A 17,250-nucleotide genomic window follows, 5' to 3' on the forward strand; every position below is an offset into this window, starting at 1 on the left:
TAGTTGGATTTACTTTGCTTATTGCTTATGTTTGGATCATGAAGAAAAAATAGCTTCTTTTTTGATTTTTTTCTTAATCATGATAATAGCCATCATTACCATTGGCAGCACTATCTGAAATGGAATGTGAAGATAATATGGGACATAATTCAATCCTTCTTCAATATGCTGTGGGAAGTTTGCAGAGATTGCCATTGAGCAATAAGTTACTAATAATCCTATCGGCACTATGATGAAGTTTTCTTTGCTTCCAATCAATTGCTTGCTTGTTTCCACTGAAGCAATAAAAAAAAGGCCCGTTTTAATAAATCCTAGGATTATTATCAAAATTACGATTAAAGCATCCACACGCTGGATGAAATCAGAAATATTTATTACGGATACGGCAGTCAATAGAGGAAAGTGAGTCCTTTCTACTGTTTTTGCACCTAAAATGGACACATGGATAAAGGAAGTTGTCATCAGCATAGCACCTGCAATGAAGGTGCCTGTCAAAAGCTTTAGAAGCATGCCTTTTTTCTCTTCTACTTCAGAAAAAAAAGCGATAATGACAATCAGCTCTCCGAATGGAAATGTGATAATCTTGGGGAATACCGTTTTAACGACCGGTCCCCATCCATTTTCCAACACCGGCAATACATTTCCAATATCAATGATGCCGGAAACTATTTCAAAAATAATGCTGGCAAAAAAAGCTGTGATGATAATAAGGAATAAATATTTTGAAATCTTAAATATCAAATCAATGGATTTGCATGTATAGTACATAATGGATAGCATCATGATGAACGCTAGGACCACTAATGACACTTCCCCAAATGCCACAATTTGTAAAACTTCACTGAAATCCCTTAAAATTCTTGAAGTAATATATATAAAATAAATGATGTACAGAAACGTCATGATTTTCCCGCCAAATTTCCCAAAAGCATACTGAAAGATCTCAAAGAAAGTCTTCCCTTTTTGTGAAGCATAAATCCAATAGTAAACTAAGACTAGAGGAAGGCTGGATAACATCCCCAGAAATATGGCAAGCCATGAGTCTTTTAAAGCAGTTCTTCCTACATCAAGCATCACTGCGCTTCCAACAAGAAAAAGGATGACTAATGCCATGAAATCGCCATGTTTGATTTTAATCACGGTTTGCCTCCTTTACATTAATGTGGTTCCTCGTCAGACCTGAGTTATTTATTTTCATCTCCACTTTCACATCGACTGCTGCATTCTTATAGATTTCTCCCCAATGATCTCTTTCTTTTTTCCAATACTCAGGATTGCTTTTACGTAAGGATGTGCTGAAATTTAAAAAATCCGTTTCATGTGATTGAGTTTCTTTAATTAGATCATTCAAATTTTGTTTAATTTTTTTCTCCATGATTTTTTCCATTTTTTCGTAGTCTTCATCCGTACTTAAGGTGATTTTAGGGCAGGCGTTGCTGTCAACATTCCCTTCCATATATGTATTGACCTGTAGAATAACTTTCCCATTCTTCCTTATAGCATTCACTTTAGATTTGGAGTAGCTGATTTTAATGGAGAAATGTTTATTTTCACTGCATTTATGAGAAAGAATGGTTTCTTTCAATTCATTTCGGAGTATCAATGTCGATCTGGCATTCCCGTTATCAATCCAATACGCCAGTTTTCCTTCTCTATTAAACACAGCAATCCCTTCTACCTCGCTGGTCAACGGAGAGGCCTGATCAATATTTTCCTTTGTACTGGCAAAATTATTGTCTTTAGGTGCTGTTGCCCCCCCTACGATTGCCGCCGTATTTCCATCCTCAAACGATTTGATCAGCTGGTAAAGCTCTACATTAGCGGTTTCTCCAAATAGGTCATGAGCATTTCTAATTTTTCCAATGAGAGAAACAACGGGAATGCTCGTCAAAGTTGTCAGTGTATTTAAAACATCGAATGCCCTTTCATTCTTAGCAACTAATATAGGCGTGTTCTGCCTGACTTCTGCGTCGCGTTCAAAAGTATCCAGGACCTCCAATATTCCTTTTTCAGCAAGTGCCTGCCCGATGACAATCATGGATAAATGGGCATAAAAGTTTGGCCTGGATATTTTAGTTGTAGCTTTTTGCAGAGCATCTACAACCGTGCTGCCTGTACCTACCACATTAATGATCGGTACAACCTTTTGGCCAGATGAATTGCCTCCTGCTGTAAAAATAGCGCTCGGGTTGACGATCTGCAGGGTGATCTGATAGTTGTCCTTCCCTAGCAAGTCTATGCCGACACCAACGATGATCGACATTTCATTTAGTTCATGCTGACTCCCGCAGCCAGCCAATAGAGTTAAAATTATCGACAACATCAAAATCCGCTTTTTCATTTTTCATCCCTTATTTCAATCATTCTGTCTTTTTTAGATAATGGGTTATCAAGCCCTCTTAAATATGGCCTTCCAATAGAATTAATCGTTAAAAGGTGTCCACACAGCATCATCAATCCAAGCAATAACCCATAGAATCCGATAAAATATGACACTCCCATGAACACAAACCTCAATATCCTTGCAGAAATGGCTAAATTATAATTCGGCATAGTAAAACTTGAAATGGCGGTGATGGAAACCACTATGACGACGGCCGTCGAGACAAGCCCCGCTTCAACAGCAGATTGTCCGATGACTAATGCTCCAACGATGGAGACAGCTTGCCCGATCGCCCTTGGCATCCTGACACCAGCCTCCCTTAAAATCTCATAAATAAACTCCATCAAGAATGTTTCGATGATAACCGGAAAAGGTATCCCTTCCCTCTGTGCATACAAACTGATTAATAAAGGTGTAGGGATCATTGCATGATGGTGGGTAATCAACCCGACATAAACGGCTGGTGCAAGCAGAGATAGAAAAAATCCGACAAAACGCAGCGACTGAAGAAGAATCGATATATCAAAGTTATAATAGTAATCTTCAGGTGATTGAAAGAACTGATAGAATGTAACGGGACAAATCAAAACAAAGGGTGTATTGTCCACAAATACAGCAATTTTCCCCATTAGGATATTACTGGCGACTTCATCGGGCCTTTCAGTATTAAGGATGGTCGGAAAAATTGTTTTTTGATTATCCTGAATCATTTTTTCAACGTATCCAGACTCAAGAATTAAGTTCGTACTCCCCTCGGAAATCCTTTTCCTGATCTTTTCCAAGCATTGGAAGTCTACCTGATCCGATAAATACATAAGTTCAATATTTGCTTTTGACTTTTCTCCAGACTGAAATCTTTCAATCCGCAAATGTTCATTTTTTATTCTTTTCCTGACTAGGGATGTATTGATTCTAATGGACTCTACAAACGCATCCTTAGGACCTCTGATTACCGTTTGAGATGTTGGCTCTGCAATTTGCCTTCCTTCTGTTTTCAAGGTGGAAACTTTAAGGACCAATTGCATTCCTTCAAATACTACAATCGTATCGCCCTCAAGCAGGGAGTTTGTAAGCTTATGGTAATCCTTTTCAAAATCTTTATGCTCTATATTCATCCCATGGTCGCTTAGTTTGCCTATAACTTCTTCCATAGTGTCTGAAGGCTGAATTTCAGGGTTCCTAAATAATTCTTCAACCCCGTTGCCATCCGAGATTCCGTCAATCCTTATCAGTGCAATTTTAAAACAATGACCATTTTTTTTAAATTCTTTGTGCATCACGAGTAAATCTGCTGAATACCCGAGCGCTTCTTGAATACGGGTGCATTTTTCCTGCAGTGTAGATTTTTCTATTTTTCCTTTTTCACGTTTCATAGGAATAACCTCGCCCTTCTTATTCCTCCTTAACATTTCCAAGATTCTCTAATATTATTTCATCAAATCAAGTTGTCTTTACACAGAAAAAAGCCTGGAAAAACTATTCCAGGCTTCCTCGGTTATTTTTTCTTTTGGCATATCCGGATAAAAAAGATAAGAATACGTGTATGCCTGCCTTTACGGTTGGCTGGGACGGATGGTCCTTTGTCGGATCAAGGCAGACGATATCCATTGATTTGACTTTTTCATGAAGACCGGCAGCAAAGACAGCTTGAAAAAGTTCATCCGTCGTCATTCCACCTGGAGTTGATGCAGGGACGCCGGGAGCATAGGCAATGTCCAATACATCCATATCCACAGTCAAATGGATTCGGTCAACTTTATCTCCCAGAATTTCAAGAGACTCCTTAACTGCATTTACTACACCTTGCTCACGAGCTTTGCGAATAGTTGTATAGTTGACCCCATAAACTTCTGCAGCTTCTACCAAACCCTTTCCATTAAAGAAGCCGTGGAGGCCGATATTATGGACATTTGTCCCTTCGATGATGCCGCTCTCGATTAAATTGCGTATAGGAGTCCCATTCGTTGGACCATGATCTTTCAGGTCCCTTAAATCAAAATGAGTATCGAGCTGGAGGATTCCTATCGTTTCGTTTTTCCCTGCATTTTTAATCCCTTTGACAACCATGGCTGTAATGGAGTGGTCGCCTCCAATTGCGGTTATCATCGAATGGGGAAATTGATTTGTGAGGGTTTCCATCGATCGGGCAATATTGGAATGACTAAGCGAAATGTCTGTGAAATGCATTTCCACGTTCCCTGCATCCAAAACTTTTAGTTCCTCAAGATCTATTTCTTCGTCCAAGTTGTACGTAGAGAACCCTTTCCATCCCCTCCTGAAAGCATCAGGGAACTCCGAAGCCCCTGATACACTTATCGAGGATCGGGATAACGGGATTCCAAACATTACTACATCCCAAGCATCCTCCGGTTCAATTTCAACTGCTTCTTGAATCGGAATAATCCACTCATTCATCTTCCCTTCCTTTACGTTTCCTTTTGTCCAAACAAAGGAAGGAGGGGATAAAGGGGATTTTTTCAAGTTCTTTTGCATAGCTTCCCATCCTTTACAACGATTTCTCCATTCTTAATAACGGTATCAGTATGATTCATCCCATAATGATAGGAGAGCTTCATATAATTAGGAACATTCATGATTGTCAGATCCGCTTTTTTCCCAATTTCAATGCTTCCGATTTCATGTCCTCTCTTTATAGCATGTGCTGCATTGATTGTAGCGGCTGAAATGGCTTCTGCAGGCGTAAGCCCCATTTTTAAAGAAGCTAAGTTCATGATGAATGGCATGGAAACGGAGGGAGAGGAACCTGGATTGCAATCTGTCGATAATGCAATGGACATTCCCATGTCAATCATCTTTCTTCCCGCAGCGAATTCTGCCATCAAGAAAAAGGCAGTGCCAGGTAATAAAACGCCGATTACATCATTCTCTGCCATTCTTTTGATTCCTTCGTCAGAAGCTTTTAAAAGATGATCGGCTGAGATGGCTCCGACTTCGGCTGCAAGCTCTGCTCCTTCATACGGTTCAATCTCATCTGCGTGGATTTTTGGGATAAGGCCCAATTTCTTACCGGCCATAAGGATTTTCCTGGACTGTTCTGGAGTAAATACGCCTCTTTCACAAAAGACATCATTGAATTCAGCAAGACTCCCTTCAGCCACTTTTGGAAGCATCTCTTCGATGATCAAATCCACGAAGGAATCAGGATTTTCTTTAAATTCAGCAGGAATGGCATGAGCACCCATGAACGTACTCACGATATCAATTGCATGCATTTTATTCAGTTCCTGTGCTGCCAGCAGCTGCTTTCTTTCCGTATCCCAGTCCAGCCCGTATCCGCTCTTCGCTTCAATCGTGGTTACTCCATGCAGCAAAAAGGAATCAAGTCTTTTCTTTGTCTCCCCGATTAATTCATCGATGCCTGCTGCCCTCGTTTTCCTTGTTGTAGCATGGATGCCTCCCCCATTATTCATGATTTCCATATAGGTTGCACCGTTCAGCCTCATGTTGTATTCCTCTTCCCTGCTGCCTGCATAAACAACATGTGTATGGGGGTCTACCAAGCCGGGAAGAACAATTTTCCCTCTTGCATGGATTATTTCAGCTTCTTTCAACCTTTCACCATGAATAGAAGCCAATTCTTGTTCCGTCCCCACTCCTGCAATTTTTCCATCAAGCAAGAAGACGCATCCATTTTCAAGGATTTGAAGATCATTCATCTTCTCTTTTTTCAACGGCCCCTCAGAAGAGCCTTTAAGTGTGAGTACCTGCTCCGCATTTCTGATTAATACTGGCTTCGTTTCCATCTCAATTCCTCCTCATTTATTCATCATAGGAATATGGATGCTGTGTTTTTCAGCTGTTTGTTCAGCCAGTTCATATCCTGCATCGACATGGCGTACGACTCCCATCCCCGGATCAGTGGTCAATACCCTCTCAAGCCTCTTTTCAGCCTCTTTTGTACCATCAGCGACGATTACCATTCCGGCATGCAGGGAATAGCCCATTCCCACTCCACCACCATGATGGACGGACACCCAGCTTGCTCCCCCGACAGCATTGATTAAGGCATTCAATATCGGCCAGTCTGCCACAGCATCACTTCCATCTTTCATCCCTTCTGTTTCTCTGTTTGGTGAAGCAACAGATCCTGAATCAAGATGATCTCGGCCGATGACAATCGGGGCCTTCAACTCGCCACTCGCGACCATGTCATTAATGATTTTTCCGAATTTGGCCCTCTCACCATATCCTAGCCAGCAAATCCTGGATGGAAGTCCTTGGAACTGGATTTTTTCCTGAGCCAGGCGGATCCATTTACAGAGGGATTCATTATCCTTAAATTCATTTAAAATGACTTCATCTGTCTTTCGTATATCTTCTGGATCTCCCGATAGCGCAACCCATCTGAACGGTCCTTTTCCTTCACAGAATTGAGGACGGATATACGCCGGGACAAATCCAGGGAAATCAAATGCATTTTGGACGCCTTCATCTTTTGCCACCTGTCTGATATTATTTCCGTAATCAAAAGTGACGGCACCTCTCTCCTGCATGAGCAGCATCGCTTTCACCTGGTTGGCCATGCTGCGTTTAGCTTTTTCAACTAAAGCGGCTGAATTTTCCGCTCTCATACTATTTGCTTCATCCAAGGACATGCCTTCAGGAAGATATCCATTTAAAGGATCATGTGCAGATGTTTGGTCGGTCAAAACGTCCGGTATGAAACCTTTTTCAATCATTTCCGGCAGCACTTCCGCTGCATTCCCCAACAAACCAATGGATAATGGCCTCCCTGCTTTCTTTGCCTCTTTGGCCATTGAGATGGCCTCATCCAACGAATTGGTTTGTACATCAAGATACCTTGTTTCAATCCGCCTTTGAATTCTGACTGGATCCACTTCAATCGCTATACAGACTCCTTCATTCATTGTCACAGCAAGAGGCTGTGCACCTCCCATTCCTCCAAGTCCGGCTGTCACCGTGATCGTCTGCTTCAAGCTTCCTCCAAAATGCTGTCTGGCCAATTCAGCAAATGTTTCAAATGTCCCTTGGACGATTCCCTGGCTTCCAATATAAATCCAGCTTCCTGCTGTCATCTGTCCGTACATCATTAAGCCTTTTTGATCAAGTTCATGGAACGTTTCCCAATTCGCCCATGCAGGAACTAAATTTGAGTTCGCAATCAGTACCCTTGGCGCATCTTCATGCGTTCTAAAAACAGCTACAGGCTTTCCCGATTGGACAAGGAGCGTCTCATCATTTTCAAGCTCCTTCAATGTCCTTACGATTGCATCATATGATTCCCAATTGCGGGCAGCTTTGCCGATTCCTCCATAAACCACTAATTCCTCAGGCTTTTCAGCGACATCTTTATTTAAGTTATTTGCAAGCATCCTCAATGCTGCTTCCTGGACCCATCCCTTTGTATGGAGTTCCGTTCCGGTAATCCCTTCTACGATTCTTTTGTCAGTCTTCATATTTTCACTTCCTCATTTCTATTTTCTCTCATTATAAGTGCATACGAAGGGGATAAGATTTGTTATATTTTTAGAAAATTTATATTTTTCTTATATTTATTTTGATGAATTAACGATATATTAGCTATTTTTTATAATTTTTTTATTTAAAACGTATAAATTTGTATTTTTATTATTTAAAAATATTTATGGTGAAACCGTAATCTGAGTAAATAGTACGAGATTAATTGAAGGATTGAGTGGTAGAAGTGAACGAAGAGGATATTGAATAAGGCAGCACGCCTATATGGGAGGTTCTAGATTGTTTACTTTAGATGATATGTGGATGTTCTTTCTTGCATTTTTCCTGACGCTTCCGATTGTAACCATCGTCCATGAATTGGGCCATGTGCTCGCAGCGAGGCTTTTTGGAGCAAAAATCAAATTCACACTGGGAACGGGGAAGACACTTTTTAAAATAGGAGCAATTGAAGTAAAGAGATTATATTTCATGGAAGGTTGGTGCCAATACGAGGAATTGACATTTAATACGAAATGGACGCACGCAATCATCTATTTAGCTGGCAGCTTATTTAACTTAGCAGCTATTTTAATAGTGAATTCATTAATTTATGCGGGGATATTCCATGTTCACATCTTCTTCTATCAATTTGTCTATTTTTCCGTTTACTTTATTTTCTTTTCACTCTTCCCATTCAGAACCGGAGACGGAAGGCCAAGCGATGGGCAGGCCATATACGATGTCTTCAAATATGGAACCTCAAAGGATTTATTAGACTGACCAAAAAAGCTGGCGAATTAATTTCGCCAGCTTTTTTTATTTAGTATTTGAATCCAGGAATGATTCCTTGCTGCTTCGAAATTTCTTTGGAGGCTGTCCTTCCACCGAGCGGAAAATTTTTGAAAAATACTGCTGATTTTGGAAACCGCAAAGGTGTGCTATTTCTTTGATTGGCATTTCGCTCTCTTGGAGCAATTTTTTAGATTCATTGATCCTGATTTCATTTAATTTCTCCCTAAACCCCTGTCCAAGCTTCACCTTAAATAAATTGCTTAAATACGAAGGGTTTCTTTTAACATGTGCAGATACAATGAGCAGGTCCAGATTCTGATTCCAATAATTATCCTGCATGAATAATAGACACTTATCTATTATTGCAAGATTCGATTCATCTCTACGATTATCTCTTACCAACTGCAGAATACGAATGATGAACTGCAGGATTCTTTCAATGATTCGATGAATTAATGGGCTGTATAAGATATTATTGAAAACGGCCAGATACTCCCTTTCTATCTCTGCGTCGTAGATATGATTGGATTTCATGAACCTTCTTATTTGAGCCAAAACACTGGTCAGCCTCGTCCTCAGCAGGCCGGGATCCGGATAAGGAGATTCAAACGCAAGGAATTCTTGATACATCCATTCTCGGATCTCATCCAATTGCTGTTGTTTCAGCCAATGTATCCATAGACCCTGTTCATTCGGTGATAAAAAAGGATCTAGGAAGGTCCATTTGCTTTCCTCGTGATATTCCATAACTCTTTCATACCCTACAAAAAAAGTTACTTCGCACATTTTCCTTATTTCAGTAAATTGAACGTTCAAAGACAGTGGAGTCTTGCTTTCTCCCTTATGAATGATAATGGAAATCGGGGATTCAGCAGCTTCATTCCAGTTAGCAAGAAATCTTTTGCACTCTTCTTTCCACTCAATGTCCATTCGGGAAAATAGGCAGATGATTAAATCACTCAGCGGGAAAATCATCGGCTGTTCCGAAAAACGGTAATCTACAATGAAATCAAGAAGTAATGGGATATCTGAAAGATTTTCACAATTAAACGCAATCATGATATGTGGTGTTGAAACCCGTTCATCTCCCGCACCTAAGAACAAATCGCGATATCCTATACTATTTGTCGTTGTTTCCCATATAACCATTCCTGATTTTTTCTTTACTGATTCCATTTCACGGATGGACTGTTTGACCTTATTTACAATCGTCCCCGGTGAAAACGGCTTGGTCAAAAGCATCGATGTTCCAATATCAATTGCTTTCTTCGCCACTTCAAATGTATCTTCGAGGGCAATGGTAATGACAATTGGCTTAAATATTTTTAATACTTTCTTTAACGGGGCAGCATCTACCCCTTCCATCAGCGCCATGTCCAATAAAACAATAACAGGGTCCAGTTCCTCTGAAGCGGCAACCGTCCCATCCAATGTATGTACACAATGCACCTTAATATCCGGAATCGAAGACTCTAATAACCATTGGATCCCTTTAGATTCAAATTCATCTTTATTGGCCATTAAAATGCTGTACATAAACATCACCTTTTGAAAATTAAGAATTTTTCCTCATTATTTCATGACCTATTCATCTTGTAAAGATTATGATTTGGTTTTTGTTTACATAATATTATTATCGTAAACTATATTACTTAAAAAACCACAGCGCAATATGCTGTGGTTCAAAATTACTCTATTATTCTTCTAGGCCAAATTATAATTATTGCTGCACGACCGTTTCTGCTTCTTCTTTATCAACATAATCCTGAATTATTTCCAGGAATGCTTCACCATATTTCTCCTGCTTAAACTTCCCAATCCCCTTTACATCCAGGAATTGATCCGCGTCAGTCGGAAGTGCGCTGCACATTTGGCGAAGTGTTTCATCCGAAAAAATGACAAATGGCGGAACCCCTTCCTCCTCCGCAAGTCTTTTTCGGCAGGACCGAAGACTTTCAAACAATTCATTGTCTTCAACAATCTTATGAATTTTGAGGCTCTCCTTGCGAAATAATTTGACCTTGCCAAGAAGAACTTCCTTTCCCTTATTGGTTACAGCCAAAACAGGATAGGCTCCTGAGGTGACAGAAATGACGCCTTCAGAGGTCAAAAAATCAATGAGTTCCGTAATTTCTTTAACCGCTTTATCTTTCATCAATCCATAGGTTGATAATTGATGGAATTTTAAATCTCTCACTTTTTTCACTTTTGACCCTGCAAGAACCTGGGCAATCAATGTCTTACCGAATCGTTCACCCATCCGAATCATGCACGAAAGAACCATTTGGGCAGACTTTGTAATTTCGACTTTTTCGCGGTCGTCCTTGCAGTTGCCGCATCTGCCGCACGGAGGTGGATCAACCTCTCCGAAATATTGAAGAATATAGGCTTGCAGGCAGCCATCGATATGGCAGAAATCGATCATTTGCTGAAGCTTTTTGACTTCACCTTCAAGTCGTTCAAGCGTACTTGCAGATTGTTCAATCAAGAAACGCTGAACCTGGATATCCTGTGCACTGAACAGCAATATACATTCACTCGGGAGCCCATCTCGTCCTGCCCTTCCAGCTTCCTGATAAAAGCTTTCCATGTTCTTCGGAATTTGATAATGAATGACATATCGAATATTTGATTTATCAATTCCCATCCCGAATGCATTGGTCGCTACCATCACCGAAGCATCATCCAGCAGGAATTTCTCCTGCCCTTCATTCCGCTCTTTTTCCGAAAGACCCCCATGGTATTTGGAAGCAGCAATCCCCATCTTTAAAAGCCTTGTATGGAGCTGGTCGACTTCCTTCCTGGTGGCAGCATAGATGATGCCCGCCTCTTCACTATTTTTTCTGACGTATTCTTGTATGTATTTTACTTTATCCGATTCCTTAGAGATGTAAAAAGATAAGTTTTCCCGTTCAAATCCTGTCGTGATTGTATTCTCAGGATCAATCTCAAGCAGCCTGCATATATCCTCTCTGACTTGCGGAGTCGCTGTCGCTGTCAGAGCTGCCACAACTGGACTCGAATTTAATTCCTTGATCAATTTCGAGATATAAAGATAGCTTGGCCGAAAGTCATGGCCCCATTGGGAAATACAATGGGCTTCATCCACTGCGACAAACGGAATCTTCATACCTTTTAACTGTGTGAGAAATTGAAGGGATTCCAAACGTTCCGGAGCAATATAAAGAAGTTTATATGTGCCATTCCTGGCAAGTTCTAGCCTTTCATTAATTTCTGCATTGGAAAGTGAGCTATTGATATAAGCTGCAGGGATCCCAATTTGATCAAGAGCATCAACTTGGTCCTTCATCAAAGAAATCAAAGGGGAAATTACGAGGGTTGTTCCTTCCACTAATAATGAAGGAATTTGATAGCAGATTGACTTGCCTCCTCCAGTTGGCATAATGCATGCCGTATTATTTCCAGATAGAACAGATTGAATGGTTTTTTCTTGTCCGGATCGAAAGGATTCGTATCCGAAATAAGTCTTCAACATTTTAACTGCATTATGAAGCATGAATGATTGCTCCTTACCTAATAATGATTTGTTGCGTTAGTTCCTTAACTATAACATATTCAGGACTTTTCCATTCACAATTAATGAAATTTGAGATACAATAAAAATACACAAATTCCTATCTGAAAGGTTGGATTAAAATGAAGCCGACTACAAAATCCATCCCGCGTCCATTAGTACTGGTGAATCAATGGACCATCGTCATTTCTGTCTTATTGACCTGGATTTCAGGGTTCTCTTTCATTCTTGCGATACCACTGGCAGCAGGCTTATCTGCTCTTGTCTTTAAATACAACCCCATCATGCAATTAGCCAAGCCATTTTTGAAGAAGCCGATGAATGAGTACATCCCTGAAGACCGGGAGCAGCAGCAATTCAATCAAAAAATTGCTGTTGCATGTTTAACGCTTGGGCTTATCTCCTTTTTATTGGACTGGAACATAGCTGCCTATATTTTCACTGCAATGGTTGGTCTATCTGCATTTATTGCGATACTAGGCTTTTGCATCGGATGCTTCATCCGCTATCAATGGAAAAAATTCCAGCATGAAAGATCTGTACAGCAGCACTAACACTTCAAAAACAAATTTTGCTGATGCAACCAAGCATCAGCTTTTTCTTTTTAAAATCATGCCATTGTCGAAGGAATATATGATATTATAGAATTTATGTGCAAGAAAAAGGCAATAATGGCAGATGGTGAAAAAATTGAAATTACTAAAAAATAAAGCGTTCTCATATACTTTAAAAATTCTATTAGGAGCAGGGATCATAGTCCTCCTCTATTTTGAAGCTGAAAAAGTCTTCAGGGACTTTGACTTTCGACTGGTGGAAAAACACATTCATGAATTGACAATTCAGCAAATCCTCCTTTTATTGTTGATAGGAGCCATCGCTGTCATCCCTATGTGTTTTTATGACTTCTTACTATTAAAGTACTTAGGAATTAAGCTTCCTTTATTCAAAAAACTCCGCTATAGCTATGCAGCCAATACCTATTCTAATTTCCTCGGGTTTGGTGGGGTTGGTGGAGCAGCACTGAGGGTCTATTTCTATCAAAAGCAGCACACTGATAAAATGGCGCTGGTCAAAATGATAGCCAGTCTCTCCATTTTCTTTTTGACCGGCCTCTCACTGATTTGCTGGTCTGTAGCATTCAATTGGTTCCAAACACCGGTCTTGGATGAGCATACTTGGCTGAAATTTGTGATTTGGGGATTTTCTTTATACACCCCTTTGCTGCTAGTCATTCAATGGTTTAGCCCCACCAAGATTAAAATATTATTTTCATTCAAATATGTTTTAGGATTCATTATTGTCTCATTTTTCGAATGGGCTTTCGTTCTGTTGACAATTTGGACCATCATTGTTGTGCTTGGTGTGCCATTAGCCTTTTCCGCAGTTATCCCGATTACGATCGTTTCTATCTGCGCAGGGATCATTTCAATGATTCCTGGCGGAGTAGGTTCATTCGATTTGATTTTTCTACTCGGATCTGAGATGGCTGGTGTCAAGGCAGAAGAAGTTTTGCTCGCATTGGCACTCTATCGATTGATTTATTACATTTTCCCATTCTTGATCGGGTCGCTTCTTTTCGTGGTGGAATGGATAAAAGACAGGTTCATGAATAAAGGAAAAAGTTGATTCTATATAAGAATCAACTTTTTTCGTTTTATAAGAAATTTGTTTAGAGTTCATCAAAGCCATTGGAATCTGTTGCTTTTGTATATTGCCTTGGTTTCTGTTCAAAAAAATCGGTTTTTCCCTGATCGACTTCTTGATAGGCAATGATCCAGCGCATTGGATTGGATTTATATCCTTCATATGGAGGAAGAAAGCCTAATTGCCTTGCCCTCTTATTGGCCATAAATCGGATATAGTCCACTACCTCATCAATCATCAATCCTTCAATATGACTGCCAATGATGTGCCTGGCCCACTCAATTTCCAGCTCTGCCGCCTCTCTGATTGTTTGAGTTCCAAAACGATTGAATTCTTCATTATTGTATCCTGGGTTTTCCTTTAAAATTTCCTTGAGGATCTTTTCAAATAATCCTACATGTATCTGCTCGTCTCTGTTGATATAATTGATCATCGTACTTGTGGCCAACATTTTTTGGTTGCGGGCAAGATTATAAAAAAAGGCAAACCCTGAATAAAAGAATAAGCCTTCGAGGATGACATCATATACTAGGGATTCCAGCAGATTCTCAATGGTCGGATTTTCTGCAAACTTTCGATATCCATCTGTCACAAATCGATTTCTTTTTTGAAGGACAGGATCGGTTCTCCAATATTCAAATACTTCGTCCTGCTTATGCTTGGAGACGATGCTCGATAAAACATAACTATAGGAATGGTTATGTATCACTTCCTGCTGTGCCAGTATGATCATCAATGCGTTCAGGCTGGAATCTGTCAAATAATCTGCGACCTTGCCCGCGTAATCTGTTTGGATGCTGTCAAGAAGGGCGAGGAGTCCGATAATTTTCAAGAACGTTTCCTGCTCCGATTCCGTTAATTGTGGAAACTGTGTAATATCCTTAGACATATTGATTTCAAATGGGGTCCAAAAATTGGAGAGCATCCTTTTATATTTTGGATATGCCCATGAAAATCGAACATCATCCCAATTCAAGACATTTGAGCTTTTACCGTTGACAATCGCCGTCGAAGCATTCGGAGCATCATAATCCATTAACGTTCTCTTGGTCAAAAGATCCATCTTTTTCACTTCCTTTCCTCAGCTATGGCAGCTTTCACATTCATCAATGACAGCATCAGAAGTTGACCGGACATAATACGTTGTCTTTAGTCCGGACTTCCATGCATCGAGATGCAAATCAAGCAAAGCTTTTGCCTTTATATCGTTCGACACATATAAATTGAACGAAATGGATTGATCAATATGGATTTGACGTTTTGCATTCTGTTTTATACTCCAGTGCTGATCAATGTGATAGGCACTCTTGTAATACCATTTCGTCCTTGGATTTAAATCCGGTGCAGTGACAGGGATCTTATAATCCTTCTTCTCCTCGGAATATTCCTGTCTGAAGATGGGATCGATGCTCGCAGTGGAACCCGCAATAATGGCAGTCGAGGAGTTTGGTGCCACTGCCAATAAGTATCCATTTCTGATTCCATCTTTCTTCACTTTTTCTTTTAAATCGTTCCATTTTTTCGATTTATAGTTCTTTTGGTCAAAATATTGTCCACTTTTCCATTCAGATCCTTCACAATATGGGTATTCCCCTTTTTCGACTGCTAATGAATGGCTTGCCTGAATCGTTAAATAAGCAATTTCTTCATATAGCTCACCACAGTATGTGACAGCTTCTTCACTTTCCCATTTGATTCCTTTCAACGCCAGCAAATGATGCCACCCAAAGGTCCCCAACCCGATTCCCCGATACCGCTTATTTGTCAAATCAGCTTGTAGAACTGGGATAGGATTGATATCAATAACATTGTCGAGCATCCTGACTTGTATGGGGATCAAACGTTTCAACACATTATCAGCCACTGCTTTTGACAAGGAAATTGAAGAAAGATTGCATACGACAAAATCACCTGGATGTTTCCTCACAATTATTTGATCTTCTTCCATGGTTTCTTCCAGTACATACGAAGGGCTCATATTCTGCATGATTTCAGTACATAGATTACTGCAGTAGATCATTCCTTTATGCTTGTTAGGATTACCCTGGTTTGATGTATCCCGATAGAATATATATGGAGTCCCTGTTTCCAGCTGCGATTTTAAAATTGATTTCATGATTTCAATGGCAGGCACAGTTTTTCTGGAAATCATGGGGTTTTCGACACATTCCCAATACCGCTTTGAAAAAGCCTTCTCATACTTCCCATCATAGAAATCTTCAAGTGCATACCCCATGACTTTCCTTACCTCATGTGGATCAAATAAATGCCAGTCCCCCCTTTCCTCAACCATCTCCATGAACACATCCGGGATGCATACTCCTGTAAATAGGTCATGTGTTCTTTTCCGTTCATCACCATTGTTCAGCCGGGTATCAAGGAACGCAAAAATATCTTTATGCCACACATCAAGATATACAGCTATTGCCCCCTGCCGCTGGCCAAGCTGGTCAACAGAGACGGCCGTATTATTCAGCTGTTTCATCCATGGGATCACCCCTGAACTCACCCCTTTAAATCCTTTGATGTCGCTACCCTGCGATCGAATCTTGCCGAGGTATACGCCAATTCCCCCTCCGTTTTTACTCAGTGTGGAAATATCTGTATTTGAATCATAGATGCTGCGCAAGCTATCATCCACTGTGTCAATGAAGCAGCTGGAGAGCTGTCCATATGATTTTCCAGCATTCGCAAGGGTCGGTGTAGCAACAGTCATATAAAGATTGGACAATGCCCAATAAGCTTCTTTTACAAACCTGAGTCTACTCTCCTTCGGCTCGTTTTTCATTAATGTCATGGCAATGACCATAAAGCGTTCCTGGGGGAGTTCCATCACTGTTCCATCATGTGTTTTAGCCAGATATCTATCTGCAAGGGTTACAATGGCAATGTAGGTGAAAAGATGATCATTCTCAGGATTGATTACTTTTTCAAGTTCACGTAATTCCTCTAAGGAATAGTCCTGTAAAATCGTTTCGTCATAAATCCCCATGTCAGTCAAAGCTGTCACAAGGTGTAAAAAAGACCCGTAAGGACTATTGTTCTGGACACCCCTCCTTTTTGAAGCTAGTCTGTACAGCTCGTATAAATAGACTCTCGATGCCACATAGGTCCACTCTGGTTCAGATGCTGATATTCTTTCAACAGCTGAAAGAATCAGCGACTTTCTCCATCGCTCTTCATTCAGTGCAGGATTTACATGGATGAGGCGAATCATTTTTTCCTCAAATTGTTGTAAATCCAATGAGGGATATTCGCTGCCTATCCTGTTTATCCAGTTTCTTAATTCCTTCACTCTTAATTGAATTTGTCCGGGCTCCATCAATGCATGCATCTTTTCCTCCATACAATCCCCTCATTTCCTATATTTGAAGCTTAACGATAAAAAAACCCATTCTCTAATGAGAACAGGTTTAATAAAACGTTGATAAATAATGAGATTAGCATCCCCTATGTA

General features: G+C 40.3%; 12 protein-coding genes and 1 pseudogene. 3 read left to right on the forward strand and 10 right to left on the reverse strand.

The genetic code is table 11. The annotated features are described in order from the left end of the window. Positions 1 to 36: 36 nt before the first annotated feature. The 6 genes from ABTV07_RS11545 to hutU all read right to left on the reverse strand — a co-directional run bounded on the left by ABTV07_RS11545 (position 37) and on the right by hutU (position 7,821). The gene (locus tag ABTV07_RS11545; RefSeq protein WP_433742438.1) at positions 37 to 1,140 is read right to left on the reverse strand and encodes a GerAB/ArcD/ProY family transporter; all 1,104 of its coding nucleotides are present in this window, start codon (positions 1,138 to 1,140) and stop codon (positions 37 to 39) included. After that, on the reverse strand, positions 1,133 to 2,341 hold the full coding sequence (locus ABTV07_RS11550; RefSeq protein WP_433742439.1) for a Ger(x)C family spore germination protein: 1,209 nt from the start codon (positions 2,339 to 2,341) through the stop codon (positions 1,133 to 1,135). The genes ABTV07_RS11545 and ABTV07_RS11550 overlap by 8 nt, the downstream gene beginning before the upstream one ends. Then, complete coding sequence (locus tag ABTV07_RS11555) at positions 2,338 to 3,756, reverse strand: spore germination protein (RefSeq protein WP_433742440.1); 1,419 nt, start codon at positions 3,754 to 3,756, stop codon at positions 2,338 to 2,340. Before ABTV07_RS11555 ends, ABTV07_RS11550 begins: the two co-directional genes overlap by 4 nt. Positions 3,757 to 3,859: 103 nt before the next feature. Then, positions 3,860 to 4,876, reverse strand: a complete 1,017-nt coding sequence (locus ABTV07_RS11560; protein WP_433742441.1) for an agmatinase family protein — start codon at positions 4,874 to 4,876, stop codon at positions 3,860 to 3,862. Further along, positions 4,861 to 6,147, reverse strand: coding sequence for an imidazolonepropionase (gene hutI, locus ABTV07_RS11565; RefSeq protein ID WP_433742442.1), 1,287 nt, complete (start codon positions 6,145 to 6,147; stop codon positions 4,861 to 4,863). Before hutI ends, ABTV07_RS11560 begins: the two co-directional genes overlap by 16 nt. Before the next feature lie 12 nt (positions 6,148 to 6,159). Further along, entirely contained in the window at positions 6,160 to 7,821 is a 1,662-nt protein-coding gene (hutU, locus tag ABTV07_RS11570) for a urocanate hydratase (RefSeq protein WP_433742444.1), read from the reverse strand. Positions 7,822 to 8,122: 301 nt separating this feature from the next. Between hutU and ABTV07_RS11575 the strand changes: the two genes are divergently transcribed. Then, positions 8,123 to 8,602 carry a site-2 protease family protein gene (locus tag ABTV07_RS11575; RefSeq protein ID WP_433742446.1) on the forward strand — a complete coding sequence of 160 codons (480 nt, stop codon included), beginning with the start codon at positions 8,123 to 8,125 and terminating at the stop codon, positions 8,600 to 8,602. Positions 8,603 to 8,638: 36 nt separating this feature from the next. Here the strand turns inward: ABTV07_RS11575 and ABTV07_RS11580 are convergent, their stop codons facing one another. Together ABTV07_RS11580 and recQ are read right to left on the reverse strand one after the other, a co-directional pair. Further along, positions 8,639 to 10,150 (reverse strand): helix-turn-helix domain-containing protein, encoded by a 1,512-nt coding sequence (locus tag ABTV07_RS11580; RefSeq protein ID WP_433742448.1) that lies wholly within the window; start codon positions 10,148 to 10,150, stop codon positions 8,639 to 8,641. Positions 10,151 to 10,346: 196 nt separating this feature from the next. Beyond that, positions 10,347 to 12,131 (reverse strand): annotated as a pseudogene (recQ, locus tag ABTV07_RS11585) (DNA helicase RecQ); the annotation flags it as partial. Positions 12,132 to 12,271: 140 nt separating this feature from the next. Between recQ and ABTV07_RS11590 the strand changes: the two are divergent. Together ABTV07_RS11590 and ABTV07_RS11595 are read left to right on the forward strand one after the other, a co-directional pair. Continuing rightward, on the forward strand, positions 12,272 to 12,703 hold the full coding sequence (locus ABTV07_RS11590) for a DUF4395 domain-containing protein (RefSeq protein WP_433742450.1): 432 nt from the start codon (positions 12,272 to 12,274) through the stop codon (positions 12,701 to 12,703). 136 nt (positions 12,704 to 12,839) lie between these two features. Beyond that, on the forward strand, positions 12,840 to 13,775 hold the full coding sequence (locus ABTV07_RS11595; RefSeq protein WP_433742452.1) for a flippase-like domain-containing protein: 936 nt from the start codon (positions 12,840 to 12,842) through the stop codon (positions 13,773 to 13,775). 43 nt (positions 13,776 to 13,818) lie between these two features. On the opposite strand, the gene ABTV07_RS11600 is transcribed toward ABTV07_RS11595, so the two are convergent. Both ABTV07_RS11600 and ABTV07_RS11605 read right to left on the reverse strand, forming a co-directional pair. Then, a complete protein-coding gene (locus tag ABTV07_RS11600; protein WP_433742454.1) occupies positions 13,819 to 14,856 on the reverse strand; it encodes a ribonucleotide-diphosphate reductase subunit beta in 1,038 nt (345 codons plus the stop codon). Positions 14,857 to 14,874: 18 nt separating this feature from the next. Further along, positions 14,875 to 17,139 carry a ribonucleoside-diphosphate reductase subunit alpha gene (locus tag ABTV07_RS11605; protein WP_433742455.1) on the reverse strand — a complete coding sequence of 755 codons (2,265 nt, stop codon included), beginning with the start codon at positions 17,137 to 17,139 and terminating at the stop codon, positions 14,875 to 14,877. Positions 17,140 to 17,250 lie beyond the last annotated feature (111 nt).

The organism is Falsibacillus pallidus (genome assembly GCF_050990905.1).
In the GTDB taxonomy this organism is placed as follows: Bacteria; Bacillota; Bacilli; order Bacillales; family DSM-25281; genus Falsibacillus; species Falsibacillus pallidus_A.

Coding starts and splice junctions, on each gene's coding strand:
- ABTV07_RS11580 (WP_433742448.1), bottom strand. CDS start 10,150: ATGTACAGCATTTTAATGGCCAATAAAGATGAATTTGAATCTAAAGGG.
- ABTV07_RS11600 (WP_433742454.1), bottom strand. CDS start 14,856: ATGGATCTTTTGACCAAGAGAACGTTAATGGATTATGATGCTCCGAAT.
- ABTV07_RS11590 (WP_433742450.1), top strand. CDS start 12,272: ATGAAGCCGACTACAAAATCCATCCCGCGTCCATTAGTACTGGTGAAT.
- hutU (WP_433742444.1), bottom strand. CDS start 7,821: ATGAAGACTGACAAAAGAATCGTAGAAGGGATTACCGGAACGGAACTC.
- ABTV07_RS11605 (WP_433742455.1), bottom strand. CDS start 17,139: ATGGAGGAAAAGATGCATGCATTGATGGAGCCCGGACAAATTCAATTA.
- ABTV07_RS11555 (WP_433742440.1), bottom strand. CDS start 3,756: ATGAAACGTGAAAAAGGAAAAATAGAAAAATCTACACTGCAGGAAAAA.
- ABTV07_RS11560 (WP_433742441.1), bottom strand. CDS start 4,876: ATGCAAAAGAACTTGAAAAAATCCCCTTTATCCCCTCCTTCCTTTGTT.
- ABTV07_RS11550 (WP_433742439.1), bottom strand. CDS start 2,341: ATGAAAAAGCGGATTTTGATGTTGTCGATAATTTTAACTCTATTGGCT.
- hutI (WP_433742442.1), bottom strand. CDS start 6,147: ATGGAAACGAAGCCAGTATTAATCAGAAATGCGGAGCAGGTACTCACA.